The following is a 23,491-nucleotide window of genomic DNA, read 5'->3' on the forward strand; positions in this document are numbered from 1 at the left end:
GCGCGGGGTTTCGATACGGCCTCCTCCGCTGCGCTCCTCCGGCCTACCCTTCGATACACCGGCTCGTGCCTCACCGGTTACTCAGGACGGCGCTCAACCCGCGAGTGCTGCGTCTGACAGACTTGTGCGAGTGAGCCCAGTCTTCGATTGCACCGTCCCGGAGTCCCGCGGCGAAGGCATCAGCACTGCGGCCGAGGCGATCTTCCGTGGCGAGTGTGTGGTCCTGCCGACTGACACCGTCTACGGCGTCGCCGCGGACGCCTTCAACCCGACCGCGGTCGCGCAACTTCTCGAGGCAAAGGGTCGCGGGCGCGACATGCCGCCACCGGTGCTGATCCCGTCCCGCCAGACCGTCGACGGCCTGGCGATGTCCGTGCCGTCATACGCCGGGCGCCTGATGGACGCCTTCTGGCCCGGCGGGCTCACCCTGGTCTTTCGCGCGCAGCAGTCGCTCGCCTGGGACCTCGGCGACACCAACGGGACCGTTGGCCTGCGTATGCCGGACGACGAGATCGCGCTCGCGCTGCTGGAGAGCACCGGCCCGCTCGCGGTGAGCTCCGCCAACCGCACCGGCAAGCCGTCCGCGACGACGGTCACCGAGGCGGGATTCATGCTCGGGCACTTCGTCGACATCTACCTCGACGGCGGGACCCGCGGCTCTGATACGTCCTCCACGATCCTGGACTGCACCAAGGCCGACCCCATCGTCCTGCGCGAGGGTGCCGTCGGCAACGAGGAGTTGCAGAAGGTCCTCGGCGACGTCGAGTTGATCACCGGTCGGGCGATCAACTCCCCGGTCGACGAGCCGGTGGACGAGCCGCTGGCCGAGCCGGTCGACGAACCCGCCAACGGACCGGTCGACCTCGTCAAGGGCAGCGACGATTCCACCGACCTCGACGAGGTCGGCGACGAGTCGGCCGATCTCGACGAGCTGGCCGACGGTCCCGACGATGCGATATCTCCGAATCCCGCGGATGACAACGAGATTCATTCCTCTGCCGACGTTCCTGACGCCCCACCGACGTTGGGTGAGCAGTGGCACGAGACTTCCCCGACGACAACCAGTGACGACGAATAAGGTGTCCGACATGACCACGCCCTTTTACGGTTCTGATTTCGACGCGCTCCAGCAGTTCGACCCGGACATCGCCGGCGTCCTCCTCTCCGAACTCGACCGCATTCGCGGCGGGCTGCAGCTGATCGCCAGCGAGAACATGTCCAGCCCCGCGGTCATCACCGCGCTCGGCTCGACGCTCACCAACAAATACGCCGAGGGCTATCCGGGGCGTCGCTACTACGGCGGGTGCTCCGAGGTCGACAAGGCCGAGACTCTCGCGATCGATCGGTGCAAGGCGCTCTTCGACGCCGATCACGCCAACGTCCAGCCGCACTCCGGCGCCAGCGCCAACCAGGCTGTGTATGGCGCCTTCACCCAGCCCGGCGACACCGTGCTGGCGATGGCGCTGCCGATGGGCGGACACCTGACGCACGGCGCCAAGGTCAGCTTCTCCGGCAAGTGGTTCAACGCCGTCCACTACGGCGTCGACAAGGAGACCGAGGACATCGACTACGCCGAGGTCGAGCGCCTCGCCAAGGAGCACAAGCCGAAGATCATCCTGGCCGGTGGCTCCGCGATCCCGCGGCTGATCGACTTCGAGTTCTTCCGCAAGCTGGCCGACGAGGTCGGCGCGATCTTCTGGGTCGACGCCGCACACTTCATCGGCCTGGTCGCCGGCAAGGCGATCCCCAGCCCCGTCCCGTATGCCGATGTCGTCTCCTTCACCACGCACAAGGTGCTGCGCGGCCCGCGCGCCGGCGCCATCGTATGCAAGGAGGAGCACGCCAAGGCCATCGACAAAGCGGTCTTCCCGATGATGCAGGGCGGCCCGCAGATGCACTCCATTGCGGCCAAGGCGGTCAACTTCAAGGAGTGCGCGACGCCGGAGTATGCCGCCTACGCCAAGCAGGTCATCGCCAACGCGCAGCAGTTGGCGACCTCGCTGGGGGAGCACGGCATCCGCCCGACGACCGGCGGCACCGACACCCACTTGTCGCTGCATGACCTGCAGGGGATCGGCGTCACCGGCGCCGACGCCGAGAAGCGCGCCGACGCAGCCGGTATCGTGTTGAACAAGAACGCCATTCCCTTCGACCCGGCCAAGCCCAACATCGCCTCCGGCATCCGCGTCGGTTCCCCGTGCGTCACCACGCAGGGCATGGGCAGCGAGGAGATGAAGCAGATTGCGGACCTGATCCACACCGCGATCACCGAGGGCGACGGCGACCCGGAGCATGCCGCCGCGAAGTCTGTGCGTGCTCAGGTTTCGGACTTGGTCGAGCGCTTCCCGGCGTACGCTCGCTGAGTCAGCTTCCGCAGGAGCGGTCCCTTCGATACGCCCTCCGCAGGCTCCGGGCTACTCAGGACGCCGCTCGACACGGCTCGCCCAGCGGCTCGCCCTACTCGACCCGCAAAGTCCACGAACCCGAAGGATCTCGCTCCGCTGTGAAGTTCGTTCAGCACAGGCAAAGGAGCATGAGCCTCCGTGCGTGAATATCTGCTCATCGCGATCGTTGCGGCGGCGATCACCTTCATCACGACTCCGGGCATTCGCTGGGCCGCCGTGCGCTGGAATGCCGTCACGCCGGTGCGCGGGCGTGACGTGCACACGATCCCGATCCCGCGGCTGGGCGGTGTCGCCCTCCTGATGGGCTTCGCGGCGGCGATCTTGGTCGCCAAGCACTTGCCGTATCTGGGCAGCAAGATCGACTACTCGTCCGTGCTCTGGGTGCTCGCTGCGGCCGCGATCGTGACCTTGCTCGGTGCGATCGACGACCTGCGGGAGCTGGACCCGTTGACGAAGGTCGCGGGCACGATCGTCGCGGCTCTGGTGATGTCCGTGTTCGGGGGAGTGCACCTGCTCTTCCTGCCGATTCTCGGCACTCAGACCTACTTCCCTCAGTCCGTGCTCTTCGGGCTGACTGTGCTGGTCGTCATCGCGACCACCCAGGCGGTCAACTTCGCTGACGGACTCGACGGCCTGGCGGCCGGCACGACGGCCATCGCGGCCGCGACGTTCTTCATCTGGAGCTACGCGACCCGGCAGAACTACGACAACGACGTCTTCACCCTGGCAACCTTCATCTCGGCCGCCGTGGTGGGCTGTTGTCTCGGGTTCCTGCCGCACAACTTCCACCCGGCCAAACTCTTCATGGGCGACGCCGGGTCGTTGCTGCTCGGCCTGTTGTTGTCGGCGGCGCTCATCTCCTTCACCGGAAACTTCGACCCCACCAGCGATCAGGCCCAGACCTCGACGGTCGCCATACTCCTGCCGATCGCGTTGCCCGTGCTGGTCCTGGCCCTACCGGTGCTTGATGTCCTGCTGGCGTTCGTGCGCCGCGGCGGGAGGTTCTGGCACCCCGACAAGAAGCACCTGCATCACCGCCTGATGCGGATGGGCCACCCGCACCGGCAGGCGGTGCTGCTGCTCTACCTGTGGTCAGCATCGGTCGCCGGGGAGTCCTGCTCTTCAACTTCATGTCGACGCCGCTCGCCGCGTCCGTGCTGATCGGACTCATCGCCCTCTGTCTCGCGCTGACCGTGGGACTGCCCCGGCTGACGCGCCGCTGAGCCGTTCCGGACTTCCGAGGTCCTGCCCGGATTTCCCTCGCCGACGGAGCTTGTGATAACTTTCACAAGCAGGAAGACGAGGTGATCCAGCACCTCGAATGCCTACAGTGAGACGCCCGAACGACGCCCACGAATCAGGCAGATTGGCAGTGAGCCCCATGACGGACTCCCGACCGGAAGTGGCCCCGGAACCCCCGGCCGTTCCGTTCGCGACGATGCTGCGAATAGGCATCATCGTCAACGCAGTCTGCCTGCCCGTGCTGGCCATCATCTTCTGGATCACCAACGGCCCGAAGGGCGGCGGCAGTGCTGCCATCGGGGTGCTCGTCGCGCTGGTCTTCTTCGCCGGCGGCCTCGGTGTCCTGCAGCGCGTGTCGGGCGACAACGCACTTTTGCTGCTTGCGGCCGCGTTCACGGTCTACCTTGGACAGGTCATCTTCCTCGGCATCATCATCCTGGCTCTCTCCGAGCGAGACTGGATCGATGGTTGGGCGTTCGGGTTGTCCGTCCTCGTGACGGCGCTCGCCTGGCAGGTCGCGCAGGTGACCGGCTTTGTACGTGCACCCAAGGCGGTCTACTCGGAGCTTTCCGAGAACGATGTGGCCGAAGAGGGAGGCACCCGGTGAGTGGAGTCCGTATGGCGCAACAGCCCGACGCCGATGACCCGCGGCCGAGCAAGTACCCCAAGTCCGATGGTTTCCTCGGTGGCTTCCTGGACAGCTCTTCCGACTGGAAAACCGAGCGTCCCGGCATGACCGAGTCCGTCGGGGTGAGTGCCCTGAGCTACCTGCTGAGCGGACCGGTAGTATTCGCCTTGATCGGCTACGGATTGGACCGCCTGCTGCACACCGGCTTCCTGGTCCCGGCCGGCCTCCTCGCGGGGATGGCCCTGTCGATCTACCTGATCTGGTTTCGGTACGGTGCGGAATGACAGCAACTTGTCAGCTGCCGCTGCGCACCAGCGCTGAGCGACATACGTCGCCCAGCGAACCCAGCAGCAGACCAGAATCCCTGACCAACCTGAAAGAAGACTGAGGAGCGCCTGTGAGCTTCAGCCCACTTGCTGCGGTGAAGACGGATACGTTCGAGCCGCCGAACCCGCAGGAGTTCTACCAGCGGTTCTTCGGCCACGGCGACTGGTCGTTCACCCGACCGATGGCCCTCTTCCTGGTCGTCGGCATCGTCGTCTGTGTCTACCTCGTGATGACGACCCGCAAGGCCGCGATCGTCCCGAGCAAGGGCCAGTGGATCACCGAGCAGATCTACGCGCCGATCCGCAACGGCATCGCGCAGGACATCATCGGCACCAAAGAATTCCTCAAGTACGTGCCGCTGCTCTTCGCGCTCTTCTGCACGCTGCTGCTCAGCAACCTGATGAGCGTCATTCCGTTCTTCCAGTTCCCGCCCACCGGTCGCGTCGGCTTCCCGATCGCCCTGACGTTGTTCGTCTACGTCACCTACCAGGTGATCGCGTTCAAGCGGAAGGGTGTCATCGGCTACCTGAAGGGTCTCGTGCCCCCGGGGCTGCCCGCCTGGATCCGCCCGATGATCCTGGTGCTGGAGATCATCACCTACTTCGTCACCCGCCCGGTCACGTTGGCACTGCGACTCTTCGGCAACATGTTCGCCGGCCACATGCTCCTGCTGCTCTTTGTCACCGGCGGCGAGTTCATGATCGTGCACCAGAGCGGATTCCAGTACAAGATCTTCGGCGCCGGCTCCTTCGTGCTCGCGGCCGTGATGACCATCTTCGAGATCCTGATCGAGTTCCTGCAGGCCTACATCTTCACCCTGCTCGCGGCGACCTACATCTCCGACTCGATCGCCACGGAGCACTGAGCGCGACCGTCGCGGGTGCCCCACAGACTTACAACCGAATACGCAACACTCACAGAACTTCCGGCCGGTTCCGCCGACCGGATCAATGAAAGACAAACTCAGAAAGAGGGACCATCGTGAAAGGCAACATCGCGATCCTGGGCTACGGCCTCTCCGCCATCGGCCCCGGTATCGGCATTGGCTTGATCTTCGCCGCTTACATCAACGGCGTTGCTCGCCAGCCCGAGGCCCGCGGCATGCTGCAGTCGATCGCCATCCTCGGCTTCGCGCTCGCAGAGGCGCTGGCCATCTTCGGTCTGGTCCTCGCGTTCGTCTTCAAGTCGTAAGCGCGACCCACACCGATCGCCACCAGCACCGTCTCGTAGGAGAAAGTCATGCACAGTGTCGCCCTAGCAGGGCTCGCTGCTTCCAGCGACTCCAAGGTCGCCGAGAGGTACCCGATCCTCCCGCAGCTGTCGGAGCTGATCTTCGGGATCATCATCTTCGCGGCGATCCTGTTCGTCGTCTGGAAGAAGGTCGTCCCCAACCTGGAGAAGGCCTACCAGGAGCGGACTGCTGCCATCGAGGGCGGCATGGAGCAGGCTGCCGAAGTCCAGAAGCAGGCGGAGGAAGCCAAGTCTCAGTACGAAGCTCAGCTCGCCGAGGCTCGCGCCGAGGCTGCCAGCATCCGTGAGGACGCCCGCTCGCAGGGCGCCCAGATCATTGCCGAGATGCGTGGACAGGCGAACGCCGAGTCCGAGCGCATCATCGAGAGCGCACACAAGCAGACCGAAGCCGAGCGTCAGCAGGCCCAGGTCGAGCTGCGCAGCCACGTCGGTCGCCTGTCGACCGACCTGGCCGGCAAGATCGTCGGTGAGTCGCTCGAGGACGAGACGCGTCAGCGTGGCATCGTCGAGCGCTTCCTGGCAGACCTCGAGTCCGGAGACGTCAAGCCGGAGAAGGTCGGCACGACGCCGAGTGAGGGTGCCTGATGCAGGGCGCTTCGCGTGGTTCGCTGCTGACCGTCCGACAGGAACTCAACACCCTGCTCGGCTCCGGCACGGACGCGACGTCTCTGGGTGATGAGTTGTTCGCGGTCTCCGGCGTGCTCGGGTCCAGCGCCTCGCTTCGGCGCGCGCTGACCGACCCGACCACACAGGCTGCGGCGAAGGCGTCGCTCGCCGATCAACTCTTCGGCGGCAAGGTCAGCGACGGGGTGCAGCAGGTGCTGCGCAACGCCGTCGGCCAGCGCTGGGCCGACGAGCGGGACCTCGGCGACGCACTCGAGCAACTCGGTGTGGAAGCCACGTTGACCTCGGCAGAGCGTTCCGGTCGTCTCGACAACGTCGAGGACGAGCTGTTCCGCTTCGAGCGGACGGTCACCGGTGACGCCGAGCTGCGCGATGCGCTCGGCGACCGCCGGCGCTCCGGCAAGGACAAGGCCGACCTGGTCGGCAAACTGCTGGACGACAAGGCGGCACCGGAGACGGCCCGCCTGGCTCGCCAGGCAGCCGCCAACCCGGGTGGACGTCGGGTCGAGCGCGTGCTCGAGTCGTATGTCGCAGTCGCCGCGCAACTGCGCGACCGGCTCGCCGCGACTGTGACCTCCGCCGTCGAGCTCAGCGAGGCCGACCGGTCCCGCCTGGGGCAGGCGCTGGCTCGTGTCTACAGCCGTCCCGTTCAGCTCAACGTCATCGTCGACCCGCACATCGTTGGAGGCCTGCGAGTGCAGGTCGGCGACGAAGTCATCGACGGCACCATCGCAACCCGACTGGAGGAGGCCCGCCGCACCATGGCGGGCTGACCCGTTGGGACTTGATCTCCATGGACGTTACGGTCGCAGGCTCCCTGCAACGCCCAACGGATCCCAAAGCAGACGGTGCCTGTGCTGACTAACTTCATCGACAGACCTTCCGGCATACCGACGCTGGAGCAAGACCTAACGGGCCGCGGGCGGTCCGCCACAAGAGGAGAAACGAAATGACGGAGCTTTCGATCCGTCCGGACGAGATCCGGGAAGCACTGGACGGCTATGTCCGGTCCTACGAGCCGGGTGCGGCCAGCCGTGAGGAAGTCGGCACCGTCGCAGACGCCGGCGATGGGATCGCCCACGTCGAGGGCCTGCCCTCGGCGATGACCAACGAGCTCCTGGAGTTCGAGGACGGCACTCTCGGCATCGCGCTGAACCTCGACGTGCACGACATCGGTGTCGTCGTCCTGGGTGAGTTCGGTGGCATCGAAGAAGGCCAGCAGGTCAAGCGCACCGGCGAAGTGCTCTCGGTGCCGGTCGGCGACGCCTTCCTCGGTCGTGTGGTGGACCCGCTGGGTCACCCGGTCGACGGACTCGGCGACATCAAGTCCGACACCCGCCGTGAGCTGGAGCTGCAGGCGCCCAACGTCGTCTCCCGTAAGTCGGTCTTCGAGCCGATGGCCACCGGTATCAAGGCGATCGACGCTATGACGCCGATCGGCCGTGGCCAGCGTCAGCTGATCATTGGCGACCGCAAGACCGGTAAGACGACGATCGCGACCGACACGATCATCAACCAGAAGGCCAACTGGGAGTCCGGCGACCCGAACAAGCAGGTGCGCTGCATCTACGTCGCGGTCGGCCAGAAGAACTCCACGGTTGCCGAGGTCCGCGGCACCCTCGAGGCCGCCGGCGCGATGGAATACACCACCATCGTCAACGCGTCCGCAGGCGAGGCTGCCGGCTTCAAGTACCTCGCGCCGTTCACCGGCTCGGCCATCGGCCAGCACTGGATGTATGACGGCAAGCATGTCCTGATCATTTTCGACGACCTGACCAAGCAGGCCGAGGCCTACCGCGCCATGTCGCTGCTGCTGCGCCGCCCGCCGGGCCGCGAGGCCTACCCGGGTGACGTGTTCTACCTGCACAGTCGGTTGCTCGAGCGTTGCGCGAAGCTGTCCGACGAGCTCGGTGGTGGCTCGATGACCGGCCTGCCGATCATCGAGACCAAGGCCGGCGACGTCTCGGCATACATCCCGACCAACGTCATCTCGATCACCGACGGTCAGATCTACCTGCAGGCCGACCTGTTCAACGCCAACCAGCGCCCGGCGGTCGACGTCGGTGTGTCGGTGTCGCGTGTCGGTGGTGCCGCCATGACGAAGGCGCTCAAGGGCGTCACCGGCTCGATCAAGGTCGACCTGGCCCAGTACCGCGAGATGCAGGCGTTTGCGATGTTCGCCTCCGACCTGGACGCAGCCTCCCGCCAGCAGCTGGCGCGTGGTGACCGGTTGATGGCGCTGTTCAAGCAGCCGCAGAACAGCCCGTTCTCGCTGTCGTCGCAGGTCGCGTCGTTGTGGGCCGGCACGACCGGCCAGCTGGACGACGTGGCGACCTCCGACGTCGGCCGTTTCGAGGCCGAGTTCCTCGACCTGCTGCGCCGCGAGCACAAGGGCACCCTCGACGCGATCGACGAGACCACCAAGCTCGACGACGACGGCAAGCAGGTCTTCGCAGAGGCGATGAAGAAGCTGAAGTCGCAGTTCCAGGGCGGTCCGGACCACGGTGGCGAAGGCGCCGAGTCCCACGACGAGATCGCGCAGGACCAGATCGACCAGGCCAAGATCGTCAAGAACAAGCAGAGCTGACTCCGGTCGCTGACCGACAACTTTCGAGCAGGAAGGGGACAACATGGGCGCGCAGATGCGGATCTACCGCCAGCGCATCCGGTCTGTCCAGGCCACCAAGAAGATCACGCGCGCGATGGAGCTCATCGCAGCTTCGCGGGTGGTCAAGGCGCGCCGGCGGGTCGAGCAGTCGACGCCATACGCGATTGCGCTGACCCGTGCGTGCTCCGCCGTGGCGACGCACAGCAACACCGACCACGCCCTGACGACCGAGCGGGACGAGCCCAAGCGCGCCGCGGTGCTGATCTGCACCAGCGACCGCGGACTGGCCGGCGCCTACTCCGTCAACGCCATCAAGAAGTCGGCCGAGCTCGTTGAGCGGCTGCGTGGCGAGGGCAAGGAAGTCGTTCCCTACCTGGTCGGGCGCAAGGCGGTCAGTTACTACAAGTTCCGCCGTCGCGAGTTCGAGCAGGAGTGGACCGGGTTCACCGACGGTCCCGAGTTCGAGGTCGCCAAGGAGATCGGTGACGTCCTCACCGAGCAGTTCGTCGACGGCAGCGCCGAGGGGGCGTGGACGAGGTTCACATCGTCTACACCCGCTTCGTCAACATGGTGAATCAGGAGCCGCAGGTCGTGCGGCTGCTGCCGCTCGAGGTCGTTGAGGGCGAGGTCGACACCGACGGTGACGGCGAGCCGGACCACGGCCCGCTGCCGCTGTACGAGTTCGAGCCGAGCGCGGATGACGTGCTCGACGCCTTGCTGCCGAAGTACGTCAACGCCCGGATCTACAACGCGTTGCTGCAGTCGGCGTCGTCCGAGCTTGCTGCACGCCAGCGTGCGATGAAGTCCGCGACGGACAATGCCGAGGAACTCATCAAGACCTACACCCGCCTCGCCAACCAGGCGCGGCAGGCCGAGATCACCCAAGAAATCAGCGAGATCGTTGGCGGCGCCAGCGCTCTGGCGGATGCCTCCTGAGACGTCTGACGAGAAAGAGATAGCCAATGAGTGAGACCAACGTTCTCGACACGAAGGCGGAGGAGACCGCGCCGGGCGCCGTTGGGCGTGTGGCACGAGTCATCGGTCCGGTCATCGACGTCGAGTTCCCCGCCGACGGCATGCCCGAGATGTTCAACCTGCTGACCCTCGAGGTCGACCTCTCCAGCGAGGGTGGTGAGAACGCAGGCAAGAAGCAGGTCAAGCTCGAAGTCGAGCAGCACATCGGCGACAACATGGTCCGTGCGATCTCGCTGCAGCCCACCGACGGTGTCGTTCGCGGCCAGGCGGTGCAGGACACCGGCGGCCCGATCACGGTGCCGGTCGGCGAGGCCACCCTCGGCAAGGTCTTCAACGCGACCGGTGAGTGCCTGAACCTCGAAGAGGGCGAGAAGCTCGAGGTCAACGAGCGCTGGGGCATCCACCGCCGTCCGCCGGCCTTCGACCAGCTGGAGTCCAAGACCCAGATGTTCGAGACAGGCATCAAGGTCATCGACCTGCTGACGCCATACGTTCAGGGCGGCAAGATCGGCCTGTTCGGTGGTGCCGGTGTCGGCAAGACCGTCCTCATCCAGGAAATGATCGCCCGGGTGGCGCGTGACCACGGTGGTGTGTCGGTGTTCGCCGGTGTCGGTGAGCGCACCCGTGAGGGCAACGACCTGATGGTCGAGATGGAAGAGGCCGGCGTCCTCGGACAGACCGCCCTCGTCTTCGGCCAGATGGACGAGCCGCCGGGCACGCGGCTCAGGGTGGCGCTGTCTGCTCTCACTATGGCGGAGTACTTCCGCGACGTGGCGAACCAGGACGTGTTGCTCTTCATCGACAACATCTTCCGGTTCACCCAGGCCGGTTCCGAGGTCTCCACGCTGCTCGGTCGTATGCCGAGCGCGGTGGGTTACCAGCCGACGCTGGCCGACGAGATGGGCGAGCTGCAGGAGCGGATCACCTCGACGCGTGGTCACTCGATCACCTCGATGCAGGCGATCTACGTGCCGGCGGACGACTACACCGACCCCGCTCCGGCCACGACGTTCGCGCACCTGGACGCCACGACCGAGCTTTCGCGTGACATCGCCTCGAAGGGTATTTACCCCGCGGTGGACCCGTTGAGCTCGACCTCCCGCATCCTGGACCCGCGCTACGTCACGCAGGAGCACTACGACACCGCGGTCCGCGTGAAGCAGATCCTGCAGCGCAACAAGGAGCTGCAGGACATCATCGCGATCCTCGGTATCGACGAGCTCTCCGAAGAGGACAAGATCCTCGTCAACCGCGCCCGTCGCATCGAGCGTTTCCTGTCCCAGAACACCTACGTGGCCAAGCAGTTCACCGGCCTCGAGGGCTCGACCGTGCCGCTCGCCGACACGATCGAGGCGTTCAACAAGATCGCCGACGGTGACTACGACCAGACGCCCGAGCAGGCATTCTTCATGTGCGGTGGGCTCGACGACGTCGAGAAGAAGGCTGCCGAGTTGGCCAAGCAGGACTGACCAGCTCCTCCCGCCATACAGCACGGCAAAACCCCGGATCACACTGTGATCCGGGGTTTTCGCGTGTGCACGTCCGCGCGCGTGCACAGGTCTCCCCAGTGTCGAGGTATGAACGGGCTTTGGCGTCTGGGGCGTGCCTGAGTCTCCCCAGGGGAGGGAACGGCACGGGTCTGGGGTGCGACGGTGTCACCACCCCATGGCAGGCTGCGTTGTATGGCGAAGGACATCACGCCCGGCCGGATGGGCGGCACCCCGGAGCGGCCGGCGCGCTTCTTCGCCGACGCTGCCGAGTTCGGCGCCTGGCTCGCGGCGCATCACGACACCGAGACCGAGCTGTGGATGGGCTTGGCCAAGAAGCACGTGCCCGATCGTGGCCTCACCTGGGCGCAGGCGGTGCCCGAAGCCCTGTGCTGGGGCTGGATCGACTCGGTGTCGCAACGCATCGACGACGACTTCCTGCGGCAGCGATGGACGCCTCGCAAGCGCACCAGCCACTGGAGCAAGGTCAATCTCGAGCTGGTCGAGCAGTTGCGAGCCGCGGGTCGGATGCAGCCGGCCGGTCTGGCGATCTGGGAGGCGCGGCGCCGGGAGGCAGCGCCATACAGCCACGAACGGGAGGGTCCGATCGAGTTGCCACCGGCGTATGCCGAGCTGCTCGCGAACTCACCGGCGGCAACTGCGTTCCTGGAGGCGGCAACCGCGACCTATCGGCGTCAGTGCATCAACTGGGTGGTCACCGCCAAGCAGGAAGTGACCCGCGATCGACGGATGGTGCAACTGGTCGAGTGCAGTGCCGCCGGGGAAGTGGTGCCGTTCCAGCGCTATGGCGACCTGCCGAAGTGGGTCCAGCGTGCTGCGGCCGCCGCGGCCGCAGCCGGCGCGTAGGGCTGCCCACCGCACTTGGACGCGGAGTCGGTTACGCCTCGATCTCCGCATGCCCGGCCAGGGCGAGGCAGCCACCCAGGGTGATCACGAACCCGAGCACGGCCACCACGACGAGACCGCGCCGGATCTCGTCGCCCAGGAACGCCAGGCCGATCGCTGCCGGCACGATCGTCTCGACCGCGAAGGTGATCGCGGCGACGCTGGTGGTCCGACCGCGGTCCAGTGCGAAGCCATAAGCGACCAACGCGACCGCGCCGGCGAGGATCAGAGCCCAGAGCTGTGCTTGAAACACGGTGTGCCACAACGGATTCGATGTGTTGAGGACGCGGGCAACAATCCCGGACAGGCCGAAGCCGAGCCCGGAGGCGACCGCGAGGGTGATCGAGGAGCGGGCTCGATTCCGGTCCGCCATACCGAGGCCGAAGACCACAGCGATGGCGACTCCGCCACCGAGCAGTAGCCAGCCGCCACGACTGTCGAGGGTCCTGGCGGCACCCTCCTGCGCACTGATTGCCAACAACACCAGTCCTATTCCGGTGACGGCCAACGCGCCGACCTCCAGGCGGGACAACCGCACGCCGAGCCATATGACTGCGAGCACAGCGGTCACTCCGACCGAAGACGCGAGCATCGACTCGACGAGGAAGAGCGGCAGCGAGCGCAACGCTGCGAAGCTGAGCACGAACCCGACAGCGTCGAGTGCGAGACCGGCGGCATACAACCAACCGGCCCGGCAGCGTGCGAGCAGACTTGACCCCGTTGGTGCTTCGCGCAGTCGGCGCACACCGATCGCCTGCAGGACTGTCGCCGCGCCATACGCGATGGCCGCGAGGACCGCTCCTACCAACGCCAGCATGCCCTGATGGTGTCACGACGGCCTGCGCCCTCAGGTCAGATCACAACGCCTCGAAGTCGAGCGGCAGCTTGTACCTGATGCGCAGGTGGCCCCGGCGTGACTGGCAACCACCATGGGGTGAAAGGCCAACTGGCCCGCCGGTGGATTGCGTGTCGACCAGCCTGCCGATGAAGCCCGACGAACCGACACAATGGGGCGTATGGCGACAATCGCGGACTCGATCATCCGGACGCTCAAAGCCAGCGGCGTCCGCCGACTGTATGGCGTGCCCGGCGACTCCCTCAACGGACTGACCGAGGCGCTGCGGCGCGACGGCGACCTGCAGTGGGCGCACGTGCGCAACGAAGAGGTCGGCGCGTTTGCGGCCGGCGCCGAGGCGCAGCTGACCGGGGAGCTCGCGGTCTGCGTCGGCAGCTGCGGACCGGGCAACGTCCACCTCATCAATGGCTTGTATGACGCAGGGCGCAGCCACGCCCCGGTGCTGGCGATCGCAGCCCAGATCCCGCGCGAGGAGATCGGCAGCGGCTATTTCCAGGAGACGCACCCGACGCAGATCTTCAACGAGTGCAGCGTCTACTGCGAGCTGGTCTCGTCCGGGGAGCAGTTCCCGGTGGTGTTCCAGCAGGCCCTCCAGGCCGCGATCACCCGCCGCGGGGTGGCCGTCATCGTCGTTCCGGGCGAAATCTTCATGGAGGAGTGGTCGGGCAAGGACGTGCTACCCGTGCACACCAGGCCGTCGGTGGTGGTGCCCGCGGAGAAGGACCTTGCTGCCGCGGCAGAGGTCATCGGCAACGCCAAGCGCCCCGCCATACTCGCCGGCGCCGGGTGTGCGGGAGCGCATGACGAGCTAGTGGCCTTCGCGCAGGCGATCAAGGCGCCGGTGGTGCATTCGCTGCGCGGCAAGGAGTGGCTGGAGTGGGACAACCCGCTCAACGTCGGTCTGACCGGGCTGATCGGCTACGACTCGGGCTATCGCGCAATGGAGCACTGCGACGTGCTGATCATGGCCGGCACCGATTTCCCCTACCGGCCGTTCCTGCCGACCGATGTGCCGGTCGTGCAGCTCGACGTGCGCGGCGAGCGCATCGGTCGACGCGTGCAGGTGTCGCACCCGTTGGTCGGCACCGTCCGAGATACGTTGCCGTTGTTGCAATCTCGCATCAAGTCAGCCAGTGACGGCAGTTTCGCCGACACCATCGTGAAGCACCACACGAAGCGCCGCGCGCGGCTGGATGAGCTGGCCCAACCCGGCAAGCCGAACGAAACGCCGCTGCACCCTCAGTTCGTGACCGCGACGATCGACAAGCTGGCCACCGACGACGCCGTCTTCACCTGCGACGTCGGCACGCCGACGGTGTGGGCGGCGCGCTACCTGCGGATGAACGGCAAGCGGCGGCTGCTCGGCTCGTTCAACCACGGCTCGATGGCCAACGCGCTCGCTCAGGCGATCGGCGCTTCGGCGACATACCCGAAGCGGCAGGTGATCGCGCTCGCCGGCGACGGCGGGCTGGCCATGCTGCTGGGCGACTTGATCACGCTGCGCCAGCTGAAGCTGCCGGTGAAGGTGATGGTCTACAACAACAGTGCGCTCAGTTTCGTCGAGCTGGAGATGAAGCAAGCCGGGCTGATCAACTTCGGCACCGGGCTGGACAACCCCGACTTCGCGGGCATCGCTGACGCGATGGGCATCCGTGGGCTGCGGGCCGAACGCACCTCGGACGTCGAGGACGCGGTCGGTGAGGCGCTCGCGTATGACGGGGCGGCGCTGGTTGACCTGCGCGTGGCCCGGCAGGAGCTGTCGTTGCCGCCGAAGATCACCCTGGCGCAGGTCAAGGGCTTCACGCTCTACGCCACCCGCACGGTGCTGTCCGGCCGAGGCAGCGAGATCGTCGAGCTGGCGCGCACCAACCTGCAGCAGCTGTAGCCGCCCCATTTGACCGAGAGGAGTACCTACTGACCGAGAGGAGTACGAATTCGCCTGCTTTTCGTACTCCTGTCGGTCGTTCTCTACTCCTCTCGATCAGGGTTGAGCGGGTCCGTTTAGGCCGACACCGGTCGGGACAAATAAGCTGGCCCGCATGTGTGGAATCGTCGGGTACTTCGGCCCAGGTGGCAACGCGGCCCTGCTGCAACGGATGAACGACTGCCAGGCGCACCGGGGACCCGACGGCGAGGGCACGTTCAGCGACGGGCCGGCCGGCCTCGGCCACCGTCGCTTGTCGATCATCGACGTGGCGCACGGCCAGCAGCCGATGACCACCGCGGACGGCCGCTACACGATCGTCTACAACGGCGAGGTCTACAACTACCTGCCGTTGCGTGAGGAGCTCAAGGGCCTCGGTCACGAGTTCAGCACCGACTCCGACACGGAGGTCGTGCTCGCCGCTTTCGCGCAGTGGGGCACCGAGGCGTTCGACCGGTTCAACGGCATGTGGGGGCTGGCGATCTGGGACGCACAGGAGCAACGCCTCACCCTCAGCCGCGATCACTTCGGCATCAAGCCGGTCTATCTGGCGCAGGTCGGCGACACGCTGCTGTTCTCCTCGGAGATCAAGTCGATCCTGGCGTCCGACCTCTACGAGCGGAAGGTAAACGACCGAACCCTGTTCCGCTACTTGCGTTTCCGCATCCACGAAGACGGTCGCGAGACCTTCTTCGACGGCATTGAGCGGCTGGAGCCCGGCGAGGCCATGACGATCGACGCGAGCGGGACCACGCGTGCGCCATACACCCGACTGCGCGAGGAGCTCGCCGAGCTGGCCAAGGAGCAGCGCCCGTATGACGAGGCGGCTGCCGCCGACTACAAGGCGCGCCTGATCGAGGCGATCCGGCTGCGGCTGCAGTCCGAGGTCCCGGTCGGCACGTCGCTGTCCGGTGGCCTGGACTCCAGCGCGGTCGCCGTCATCATCAACCAGCTGCTCAACAACGGCGACGAGACGACGACCGAGTCGGTCGGCACTCAGCAGAACACCTTCTCCGCGGTCTTCCCGGGCTCGCTGAACGACGAGGAGAAGTATGTCGACGCGGTGCTCGACATCTGCCGCGGCCACGTCGACGCGCACAAGATCAAGCCGACGGCCGACGAATTCAAGGTCGACATGCGCGACTTCATCCGGACGCAGGAGGAGCCGCTGATCTCATCGGGTCCTTACGCCCAGTACCAGGTGATGCGCGAGGCGACCCAGCACGTCACGGTGCTGCTCGACGGTCAGGGCGCCGACGAGATGATGGCCGGTTACATCCCCTACTACTTCGTCTACCTGCGCCAACTGAAGGCGCAGGGTGCGAAGCTGGCGGCGGCCGAGCTGAGCAAGAGCCTCGACGTCATCTATCGACTCGGCCGGTTCAAGCTGCAGGCAAAGCTCAAGGGCCGCAAGGGTATTCCGATGACCCAACTGCTCGCCGACGACTTCGTGTCGGCGCACAGCGGCGAGCGCTACTCGGTCGAGGGTAGCAACCTCAAGAAGCGGCTCATCGAGGACCTTTTCGTCGGTTCGCTGCCGTCACTGCTGCGCTACGAGGACAAGAACACCATGCGGTTCTCCCTCGAGGGGCGCGTGCCGTTCCTCGACAAGGAGGTCGTGAAGTTCATCTTCAGCCTGTCCGACGAGGCGATCATCAAGGGCGGCTGGAACAAGCGCGTCCTGCGCGACGCCACCCGCGGGCTGCTGCCGGACATGATCAACCGGCGACGCAACAAGATCGGCTTCACCACCCCGCAGGGTGAGTGGTTCATGCGGCTGAAGAACCACTTCTACAACATCTTCCTCTCCGAGTCGTTCGCGAACCGGCCCTACTTCGACCAGGCCGAAGTGCTGCACGCCTTCGAGGGCTGGATCAAGGGCACCAACGACGTCGATTCGATGGTCTTCTGGCGGATGCTCAACGTCGAGATGTGGTTGCAGGAGTTCTTCGACGAGAAGCAGCCCGAGGACGACCAGCCGGCCCGCATCAAGACCGACCTGGAGGCCAACGAGGGCAAGCAGCTCGATCTGGTCACCGCGTCCGGCGAGACGGTGCGTCGTTACCCGTTGCGTACCGAGCTGTTCAGCAAGGACGACGACCTCGACAGCCGGGTGATGGCCCAGATCGACCGGTTCTTCGAGACGCTTGACGCCGACTCCGAGCACGCCGCGCAGCTGGCCGGAAAGCGTTGGTACTACTTCATTTCCGAGAAGATCGTCGCGATCACCCAGGGTCGGTCCTACTTCATCTGGGACATCAACGTCGGTCGTCCGGCACGTGTGTTGTCCAAGTACGTCACGCGCACGCCGGCCGGCATCGGACTGGGTTCGCCGTTCACCATGCAGCTGGCGATCCAGGAAGCCGGGCTGCCGCGCGTCCTCTACGCAAGCGCCGGGGGAGCGGCCGGCAAGCTGCTCGGCAAGCGCGGGATGTTCTACGACCTGGTCGGCGGCGACATCCGGGCGATCGACGGTCCGACCGAGTACTCGGCATACCCCTCGAACGTCTCGGCGAAGCTCGCGCCCAAGGACCCCGACCAGGTTGCCGCCCGGCTCACCGCCGCGATCCGGGAGCGTGTGCCGGCGGCATACAAGGACACCTTCGGGGGCACCATCGTGATGGACGCCAACGACATCGGTCGCAACGTGCTCGGCAGCGACGTCCCGGGTGACTGGACGCGCTTCGAGGAGATGTTCGCTGACAACCCGCTCGGTCAGGGTGGCGAGCAGACACCGATGGCGATCGTCGTCGAGCGCTGAGCCCGATCGCGTTCCCTGCCCGGTCTGCGTTCTCCGGGATCGTGCACCGAGCACGGCTCGGCGCCCGGTAGACTTCGGACCAAGACCCACCCCGTCCCGTCCGGTGGATTTTTCGCCGTACATCTCAAGGAGCTGACTCCCCGTGAGCCTGCAGGTAGAAATCGTCGCCCCGGATCGCATTGTGTGGTCGGGCGACGCGCGCCAGCTGTCCGCCCGCACCGTCGAGGGCGAGATCGGCATCCTGCCCGGTCACGAGCCGATGCTTGCGGTGCTGGGCAACGGTGACGTCCTGGTCGACCCCGTCGACGGACAGCGCGAGACCGTGACCATCGACGGCGGCTTCATGTCGGTCGACAACGACAAGGTGACGCTGGTCGCCGAGCGCGTCGACGCAGTTGGCCTCGGGGCCTGAAGGACGACGAATGATCGCGACGATCGACTGGGCGGCAGTCGGTCTCGCGTGTCTTCTCCTCTTGGTCGTGCTCGGGCTGGCGTCCCTGGTGGTGCGCCGTCGGCTGATCGCACGGGGTGAGCCGCTCGCGATGGTGGCGGTGCAGCGCGGCGAGGGCTGGAAGCTCTCGATGACCCGTTTCAGCACCGACAGCGTGCAGCTGTATGCCGTGATCGGTGTCGGCGTTCGCCCAAGGTCGGTTTGGCCCCGTGGTGATCTCGACCTCGGCGCTCCCACGCCGCTCAAACGCAACAAGCCGATCGCGATCATCGACCCGGTGCAGGTCGAGTGCGCCGTCGGCGGGGAGAGATTCCTGATCGCGATCGCCCCGGGCGACTACACCGCGCTGCGCTCGTGGTCGGAGTCCGCGCCGCCAGGCCTCAACGCCAACGTCGCGTAGACGCCGACTGACGCATTTCGCCCCGATTGACGCATTTGCAAATGCGTCAGTCGGGGTTTGTTGCGTCAGTCGAAGTGCGACGGGCGTCGTGGCTGCCGAGTCGGGTCCCACCGGTCCCAGTCATCATCGGTCGGTCGTAGTCCGGCGCCATACAGGATGCGGCGGAGGGGCTCGCCACGCAGCGCCTCTCGCCATACCCAGCGCGTGACGCCGGTGCTGGTGCGGCGGGCCCGATCCTCCCGGCGCTTCTCGTCCCAGAGCGATTGGTGTGAGCCATACTTCAACTCGCCGTCGAACTCGCCGATCAGACCAGGCCAGCCGAAGTCGGCCCACCCGAAACGTCCGTCCGAGTCCTCGAGCGGGACCTGCAAGTCGGGTTGCGGCAGGCGGAGTTCGTAGATGCGGGCACGGCTGAGCGACTCCCCGGGCGACTCGGAGCGCCCGTCCGCCAGTCGTATGGCGAGCCCGGCACGTCGACGGCCGCGAGCGCCCGACGGAAGACGTGCGACCTGGTCGTCCAGCTCTGCCAGCGAGCACCTGCCGTTGTGCAGCGCGGCGTCGGCGACGACCAGCCCGTCCGCGAGAGTTCCGATCCGCGCGAGGTCCACCACGGTGCGTGGCACTGGTGTGACCGGGATGCCGTCGCAAAGCACCGGCGTCGGCAGGTCAGCGGTCTGGTGTCGCCGGATCAGTCCACTGTGCCCGCTCGTGGAGGCCACCAGGACGTCGACCCATTTCGGCCACCGGCCGAGCACCGGCAACTCGTGGAGCGCTGCTGCGGAGTGGCGGTACGCGATAGGAGGTGGTTCGGTCAGCATCGAGTCGAAGGTGCTGAGGACGAGTGCGCGGTAGCGGTTGTCGTCGTCGAGTTCGGACCATCGGTCGGCTGCGACATAACCTCCGCGACGCACGCGTGCGAGCCGCGACTCGGCTCGGCGCGTCTCCTCCCACGGGCAGACTCCACGCCTCGCCAGCTCCGCGGCACTCAGGATCTCGTGCGGTCGCACCTGCTCAACTTCGTCGTGCATGGGTTGATCGTGACCTGTGGGCGACTCTCGCGGTGGTTGTCCACAGGGTCCCGGATCGAGCCGCACACGAAACGCCCAGTCGCACAGCAGCAACTGTGCGACTGGGTGTTAGGTGAGCGACTCGGCGCTACCGGACTGCCCTTCGCGGCCACCGCCGGGCTGCCACAACACGTCGCCGCCGGGCAGGTTCGCGACCCGCGCCGCCTGGAAGAGCAGGTCGGAGAGCCGGTTGAGATATTGCGCGGTGAGCGGATTGACACCGCCGGTGCCCTTCTCGCTGCCGGCGGGTGCTTCGGCATCGCCATACGTCTCCACGGCCAGCCAGGCAGCGCGCTCGGCGCGGCGGGCGACGGTGCGTGCGACGTGCAGGTGCGCCGCACCCACGCTGCCGCCCGGCAGGATGAACGACCGCAGCGTCTCCACCTCGTCGCCGAGCCGGTCGCAGTCGGCCTCCAGATCGTCGATCCATGGCTGCTTGACCCGCAGCGGCGGGTATTCCGGGTCGGCGACCAGTGGCGTGCACAGGTCGGCGCCGACGTCGAAAAGCTCGTTCTGCACGCGGTGCAGCATGGTGACCAGATCCGGGCGCAACTCGCCGGCCGCCACGGCCAGGCCGATCACGCTGTTCGTCTCGTCGGTCTCGGCATACGCCGCCAGCCGCGGGTCGTTCTTGGTGGTTCGGCTGAAGTCGCCGAGGGCAGTGGTGCCGGCGTCGCCGGTGCGGGTATAGATGCGGCTAAGGATGACCATGAGCCCTATTTTGCGCTGACAAGCCTGTCGGCAAGCCGCCGGGGCCATCGCCCCAGTTGGCGCATTCTTTACCCCTTTTACTAAAACGTGACCTCAGCCTCGGCAACGAATTCGCGTTCTCGTGCGTCAATACTTGCGTGAGCAGCAAACTGCGTGCTGCTCGCGAGGACGTTCAGACACCCTGACGGGGAAGGTGGCGGAACGATGACGCGGTTGGCAAATCACGAGTCGATGATCGAGGTGCTGCGCTTCGGGGCCGAGCTGTCGGTGACCGGCGAGCTCAATGTGCACACTGTGGCCGACGTGCGCGTTGCGCTCGCTCAGGCAATCGACAGTGGCATCGGCGATCTGGTCGTGCATCTCGGTGATGCGGAGATCGGTGACGCCACCGGCCTGGGGGTCATTGTGGGCGCCCACCATCGCGCACAACGTGCCGGCCGCCGGCTGGTGCTGGCCGACGCCTCGATGCGCCTCGAGCGGCTGATGCGGGCGACCGGGCTCCATCGGGTGATCCCGTTGTCGGTGCAGCGGTTGCCGCAGCCGGCCATTCTGCCTGCCTGACGGTCAGCTCACCGCGGTCGCCGCGGCCCGCCGAGGATCGCCGGCAGCGCCCAGCTCACCCGCGTCCGTGCCGTATGCCGCACCCACGCCACCGAAATACATGTCCTGCGCCTCATGTGGGACCGCCGTGCCTCCGGTCGCCGCGATGGCAGCTGCCGTCCCGTCCTCCGGCTCGTAATGCACCCGCCGGCCGTTCGCACTCAGCTCGACGTGCAGCCGAGGCGCATCGATCGCTGCCTGCAGGTCTTCGCCACGCAGCCCATGGCGACCGATGACCTGGGCAAGCGCGGTAGTGATCCGGTCAGCGCCGGGAGTGCCGATGGCCAGCGTCACGCCGCTCGAGCTGTGCGCGGTCACTGGCGACATGTTGGACGCGAGGCGGGTGCCGGGCGGGAGCGCATGCAGCCCGAGGCGATTGAGCTCCGGCTCGCCGAGACAGTTGTTGAGCACCAGCCCCGTGCCGGGCACGGTCACACCCGACGAGTAACCGGCAGATGTCGTGATGGCACAGGCGTTTCCGTCGCTGTCCACGGCCGAGACGTGCGCGGTGTCCTTGCTGGTGGGTAGCGACTCGAGGCCGGTCGTCTCCAGCGCGAAAAGCAGTTCGGCACCAGCCGCGCGCAGGTCTGTCGCCAGGTCGAGGTGCTCGGCGCGGTAGCCGAGCACCATCGACTGGATCTCGATCAGGGTCGCCGGGTCCATGCCGCGCCCGGCGACCAGTCGCAACATAGCGGTGAGTACCGGGCCGCCGATCGAGGGCGGCGGATTGAGCGCGACGTCCCAGTCACCGACGATCGCGCGGGACGCCGGACGGCATACGGCCCGGTATGCCGCAAGGTCCTCCCTGCCCAGCAGGCCGCCCTCCCGGGTCACATGGTCGGCGATCGCGACACCGAGCGACCCGGTGTAGAGCTCCGAAACTCCTTGTTGTGCAACAGTTTCGAAGGTGTTAGCCAGGTCCGGGTTGACCATCCGGGTGCCGGGGCCGGCGGGTTCGTCACCGTCAAAGTGCTGCGCCTTGGTCTCCTCGTCGAAGGACCACAGCTGTCGGCCGGTCAGCTGCAGGTAGTGCCCGGCCGCGGGGCCGAGCACGAACCCCTCGCGCGCGGCGGAGATCGCCGGGGCCAGGATGTCGCTCCAGCTCGCGCGTCCGAACATCTCGTGTGCCAGTTCGTATGCCGCGAAAGACCCTGGTGTCGCTGCAGATCCAGCCCCAGCGTTGATGGTGATGCCACCCCCATAATCCAGATGTATGGCGCGCAGCCCCGAACCGAAACGCTCCGGTCCGGCGGACCGGCCCGGCATCTCGCAGTTGCCGTCGATGACCTGCGGCTCCCCGCCGGCCGGCCAGACGTTGACGAAGGCACCACCCAGGGCGCTGACGATCCCCGGCTCGGTCACATACGTCACCGCGAGTGCCGCAATCGCTGCGTCGACCGCTGTGCCGCCGAGTGCGACGACATCAATCCCGGCCTGCGCGGCCAGCGCGTTCGGTGCGGCGATGGCCGCGCGCGCCATACCCGACGGTGTGGGGGAACCAGTCATGACCGCTACCTGCTTAGAAGAGTCGGGAGTCGGCGTCGTCCATGCCCTTGAGGGCTTCGTAATCCAAGGTGACACAACGGATTCCGCGATCCTCGGCGAGCACCCGAGCCTGCGGCTTGATCTGCTGCGCGGCGAAGACGCCGCTCACCGGGGCGAGGTGCGGGTCGCGGTTGAGCAACTCGAGATAGCGGGTGAGCTGCTCGACGCCGTCGATATCACCGCGCCGCTTGAGCTCGACGGCAACCGTGGCGCCGTTCGCGTCGCGGCAGATGATGTCGACCGGGCCGATCGCCGTCATGTATTCGCGACGGATCAGCGTGTAGCCGCCGCCGAGGGTGGTGATGTTCTTGGCCAGCAGGGCCTGTAGTTGCGCCTCGACGCCGTCCTTGATCAGTCCGGGGTCGACGCCGAGGTCGTGGCTGGAGTCGTGCAGCAACTCGTGGATGCGCACGTGCAACCGGTCCTCGGACTTCGCGTGCTGCACGGACCAGACGGCGACTACGCCCTCGTCGGACTCATCGGGTGTTGGCTCGATCTGCGCCATCGAGCACGGCGGCGACATCCAGTTCAGCGGCTTGTAGGAGCCGCCGTCACTGTGGATGAGGACCGAGCCGTCGGCTTTGACCATCAGCAATCGGGTGGCCAAGGGCAGGTGGGCGGTGAGTCGGCCGACATAGTCGACACTGCACCGGGCAATCACAACACGCACGGCGACCCAGCGTAGTCATACCCCGCGCGGCTGCGTCTCAGCCCGCGGGGACC

22 protein-coding genes and 1 pseudogene are annotated in these 23,491 nt (G+C 66.5%); 18 read left to right on the forward strand and 5 right to left on the reverse strand.

Annotated elements, in window-relative coordinates; all coding sequences use genetic code 11:
* Positions 1–130: 130 nt before the first annotated feature.
* The 13 genes and pseudogenes from ACFQDH_RS11165 to ACFQDH_RS11225 all read left to right on the forward strand — a co-directional run bounded on the left by ACFQDH_RS11165 (position 131) and on the right by ACFQDH_RS11225 (position 12,414).
* Positions 131–1,078 carry an L-threonylcarbamoyladenylate synthase gene (locus ACFQDH_RS11165; RefSeq protein WP_382401279.1) on the forward strand — a complete coding sequence of 316 codons (948 nt, stop codon included), beginning with the start codon at positions 131–133 and terminating at the stop codon, positions 1,076–1,078.
* Positions 1,079–1,088: 10 nt separating this feature from the next.
* Positions 1,089–2,363 (forward strand): serine hydroxymethyltransferase, encoded by a 1,275-nt coding sequence (locus tag ACFQDH_RS11170; RefSeq protein WP_382401281.1) that lies wholly within the window; start codon positions 1,089–1,091, stop codon positions 2,361–2,363.
* Between the two features lie 180 nt (positions 2,364–2,543).
* Positions 2,544–3,566 (forward strand): glycosyltransferase family 4 protein, encoded by a 1,023-nt coding sequence (locus ACFQDH_RS11175; RefSeq protein WP_382401283.1) that lies wholly within the window; start codon positions 2,544–2,546, stop codon positions 3,564–3,566.
* A 220-nt stretch (positions 3,567–3,786) separates the two neighbouring features.
* Complete coding sequence (locus ACFQDH_RS11180; RefSeq protein ID WP_382401285.1) at positions 3,787–4,254, forward strand: hypothetical protein; 468 nt, start codon at positions 3,787–3,789, stop codon at positions 4,252–4,254.
* Positions 4,255–4,265: 11 nt separating this feature from the next.
* Positions 4,266–4,559: a hypothetical protein gene (locus ACFQDH_RS11185; protein WP_382401287.1), complete on the forward strand. Its 294-nt coding sequence runs from the start codon at positions 4,266–4,268 to the stop codon at positions 4,557–4,559.
* 113 nt (positions 4,560–4,672) lie between these two features.
* Entirely contained in the window at positions 4,673–5,467 is a 795-nt protein-coding gene (gene atpB, locus ACFQDH_RS11190; protein WP_382401289.1) for a F0F1 ATP synthase subunit A, read from the forward strand.
* A 116-nt stretch (positions 5,468–5,583) separates the two neighbouring features.
* Entirely contained in the window at positions 5,584–5,793 is a 210-nt protein-coding gene (gene atpE, locus ACFQDH_RS11195) for an ATP synthase F0 subunit C (protein ID WP_382401291.1), read from the forward strand.
* A gap of 48 nt (positions 5,794–5,841) precedes the next feature.
* Complete coding sequence (locus ACFQDH_RS11200; RefSeq protein ID WP_382401293.1) at positions 5,842–6,438, forward strand: F0F1 ATP synthase subunit B; 597 nt, start codon at positions 5,842–5,844, stop codon at positions 6,436–6,438.
* Entirely contained in the window at positions 6,438–7,250 is an 813-nt protein-coding gene (locus tag ACFQDH_RS11205) for a F0F1 ATP synthase subunit delta (protein WP_382401295.1), read from the forward strand. The genes ACFQDH_RS11200 and ACFQDH_RS11205 overlap by 1 nt, the downstream gene beginning before the upstream one ends.
* Positions 7,251–7,426: 176 nt before the next feature.
* Complete coding sequence (atpA, locus tag ACFQDH_RS11210; RefSeq protein ID WP_382401297.1) at positions 7,427–9,064, forward strand: F0F1 ATP synthase subunit alpha; 1,638 nt, start codon at positions 7,427–7,429, stop codon at positions 9,062–9,064.
* A gap of 43 nt (positions 9,065–9,107) precedes the next feature.
* A pseudogene (locus ACFQDH_RS11215) lies at positions 9,108–10,021 on the forward strand (F0F1 ATP synthase subunit gamma).
* 26 nt (positions 10,022–10,047) lie between these two features.
* The gene (gene atpD, locus ACFQDH_RS11220; RefSeq protein WP_382401299.1) at positions 10,048–11,529 is read left to right on the forward strand and encodes a F0F1 ATP synthase subunit beta; all 1,482 of its coding nucleotides are present in this window, start codon (positions 10,048–10,050) and stop codon (positions 11,527–11,529) included.
* Positions 11,530–11,742: 213 nt separating this feature from the next.
* Positions 11,743–12,414: a YdeI/OmpD-associated family protein gene (locus ACFQDH_RS11225; RefSeq protein ID WP_382401301.1), complete on the forward strand. Its 672-nt coding sequence runs from the start codon at positions 11,743–11,745 to the stop codon at positions 12,412–12,414.
* 31 nt (positions 12,415–12,445) lie between these two features.
* Here ACFQDH_RS11225 and ACFQDH_RS11230 read toward each other — a convergent pair whose 3' ends face one another.
* On the reverse strand, positions 12,446–13,270 hold the full coding sequence (locus ACFQDH_RS11230) for a hypothetical protein (protein WP_382401303.1): 825 nt from the start codon (positions 13,268–13,270) through the stop codon (positions 12,446–12,448).
* Positions 13,271–13,469: 199 nt separating this feature from the next.
* Here ACFQDH_RS11230 and poxB point away from each other — a divergent pair, with 199 nt between their 5' ends.
* The 4 genes from poxB (at position 13,470) to ACFQDH_RS11250 (ending at position 18,845) form a co-directional block, all read left to right on the forward strand.
* A complete protein-coding gene (gene poxB, locus ACFQDH_RS11235; RefSeq protein WP_382401305.1) occupies positions 13,470–15,194 on the forward strand; it encodes a ubiquinone-dependent pyruvate dehydrogenase in 1,725 nt (574 codons plus the stop codon).
* 154 nt (positions 15,195–15,348) lie between these two features.
* Positions 15,349–17,994: an asparagine synthase (glutamine-hydrolyzing) gene (gene asnB / locus ACFQDH_RS11240; protein ID WP_382401307.1), complete on the forward strand. Its 2,646-nt coding sequence runs from the start codon at positions 15,349–15,351 to the stop codon at positions 17,992–17,994.
* A 142-nt stretch (positions 17,995–18,136) separates the two neighbouring features.
* Entirely contained in the window at positions 18,137–18,406 is a 270-nt protein-coding gene (locus ACFQDH_RS11245; RefSeq protein ID WP_382401309.1) for a F0F1 ATP synthase subunit epsilon, read from the forward strand.
* 10 nt (positions 18,407–18,416) lie between these two features.
* Positions 18,417–18,845 carry a DUF2550 family protein gene (locus ACFQDH_RS11250; protein WP_382401311.1) on the forward strand — a complete coding sequence of 143 codons (429 nt, stop codon included), beginning with the start codon at positions 18,417–18,419 and terminating at the stop codon, positions 18,843–18,845.
* 65 nt (positions 18,846–18,910) lie between these two features.
* Here the strand turns inward: ACFQDH_RS11250 and ACFQDH_RS11255 are convergent, their stop codons facing one another.
* The gene (locus ACFQDH_RS11255; protein ID WP_382401313.1) at positions 18,911–19,873 is read right to left on the reverse strand and encodes a hypothetical protein; all 963 of its coding nucleotides are present in this window, start codon (positions 19,871–19,873) and stop codon (positions 18,911–18,913) included.
* A 108-nt stretch (positions 19,874–19,981) separates the two neighbouring features.
* Positions 19,982–20,623: a cob(I)yrinic acid a,c-diamide adenosyltransferase gene (locus ACFQDH_RS11260; protein ID WP_382401315.1), complete on the reverse strand. Its 642-nt coding sequence runs from the start codon at positions 20,621–20,623 to the stop codon at positions 19,982–19,984.
* 204 nt (positions 20,624–20,827) lie between these two features.
* Between ACFQDH_RS11260 and ACFQDH_RS11265 the strand changes: the two genes are divergently transcribed.
* Complete coding sequence (locus ACFQDH_RS11265; RefSeq protein ID WP_382401317.1) at positions 20,828–21,184, forward strand: STAS domain-containing protein; 357 nt, start codon at positions 20,828–20,830, stop codon at positions 21,182–21,184.
* A gap of 3 nt (positions 21,185–21,187) precedes the next feature.
* On the opposite strand, the gene ACFQDH_RS11270 is transcribed toward ACFQDH_RS11265, so the two are convergent.
* Both ACFQDH_RS11270 and nucS read right to left on the reverse strand, forming a co-directional pair.
* Positions 21,188–22,729, reverse strand: a complete 1,542-nt coding sequence (locus ACFQDH_RS11270; RefSeq protein WP_382401319.1) for a gamma-glutamyltransferase — start codon at positions 22,727–22,729, stop codon at positions 21,188–21,190.
* A 13-nt stretch (positions 22,730–22,742) separates the two neighbouring features.
* On the reverse strand, positions 22,743–23,438 hold the full coding sequence (gene nucS, locus ACFQDH_RS11275; RefSeq protein ID WP_382401321.1) for an endonuclease NucS: 696 nt from the start codon (positions 23,436–23,438) through the stop codon (positions 22,743–22,745).
* Between the last annotated feature and the right edge of the window lie 53 nt (positions 23,439–23,491).

Source organism: Flexivirga alba, assembly GCF_042661025.1.
Lineage (GTDB): Bacteria > Actinomycetota > Actinomycetes > Actinomycetales > Dermatophilaceae > Flexivirga > Flexivirga alba.

What these genes read in the sequence shown, in the direction of transcription:
- ACFQDH_RS11170 (WP_382401281.1), top strand. Translation starts at nt 1,089, where the DNA reads ATGACCACGCCCTTTTACGGTTCTGATTTCGACGCGCTCCAGCAGTTC.
- ACFQDH_RS11180 (WP_382401285.1), top strand. Translation starts at nt 3,787, where the DNA reads ATGACGGACTCCCGACCGGAAGTGGCCCCGGAACCCCCGGCCGTTCCG.
- ACFQDH_RS11185 (WP_382401287.1), top strand. Translation starts at nt 4,266, where the DNA reads ATGGCGCAACAGCCCGACGCCGATGACCCGCGGCCGAGCAAGTACCCC.
- ACFQDH_RS11200 (WP_382401293.1), top strand. Translation starts at nt 5,842, where the DNA reads ATGCACAGTGTCGCCCTAGCAGGGCTCGCTGCTTCCAGCGACTCCAAG.
- ACFQDH_RS11205 (WP_382401295.1), top strand. Translation starts at nt 6,438, where the DNA reads ATGCAGGGCGCTTCGCGTGGTTCGCTGCTGACCGTCCGACAGGAACTC.
- atpA (WP_382401297.1), top strand. Translation starts at nt 7,427, where the DNA reads ATGACGGAGCTTTCGATCCGTCCGGACGAGATCCGGGAAGCACTGGAC.
- atpD (WP_382401299.1), top strand. Translation starts at nt 10,048, where the DNA reads ATGAGTGAGACCAACGTTCTCGACACGAAGGCGGAGGAGACCGCGCCG.
- ACFQDH_RS11225 (WP_382401301.1), top strand. Translation starts at nt 11,743, where the DNA reads ATGGCGAAGGACATCACGCCCGGCCGGATGGGCGGCACCCCGGAGCGG.
- ACFQDH_RS11230 (WP_382401303.1), bottom strand. Translation starts at nt 13,270, where the DNA reads ATGCTGGCGTTGGTAGGAGCGGTCCTCGCGGCCATCGCGTATGGCGCG.
- poxB (WP_382401305.1), top strand. Translation starts at nt 13,470, where the DNA reads ATGGCGACAATCGCGGACTCGATCATCCGGACGCTCAAAGCCAGCGGC.
- asnB (WP_382401307.1), top strand. Translation starts at nt 15,349, where the DNA reads ATGTGTGGAATCGTCGGGTACTTCGGCCCAGGTGGCAACGCGGCCCTG.
- ACFQDH_RS11250 (WP_382401311.1), top strand. Translation starts at nt 18,417, where the DNA reads ATGATCGCGACGATCGACTGGGCGGCAGTCGGTCTCGCGTGTCTTCTC.
- ACFQDH_RS11255 (WP_382401313.1), bottom strand. Translation starts at nt 19,873, where the DNA reads ATGCACGACGAAGTTGAGCAGGTGCGACCGCACGAGATCCTGAGTGCC.
- ACFQDH_RS11260 (WP_382401315.1), bottom strand. Translation starts at nt 20,623, where the DNA reads ATGGTCATCCTTAGCCGCATCTATACCCGCACCGGCGACGCCGGCACC.
- ACFQDH_RS11265 (WP_382401317.1), top strand. Translation starts at nt 20,828, where the DNA reads ATGACGCGGTTGGCAAATCACGAGTCGATGATCGAGGTGCTGCGCTTC.
- ACFQDH_RS11270 (WP_382401319.1), bottom strand. Translation starts at nt 22,729, where the DNA reads ATGACTGGTTCCCCCACACCGTCGGGTATGGCGCGCGCGGCCATCGCC.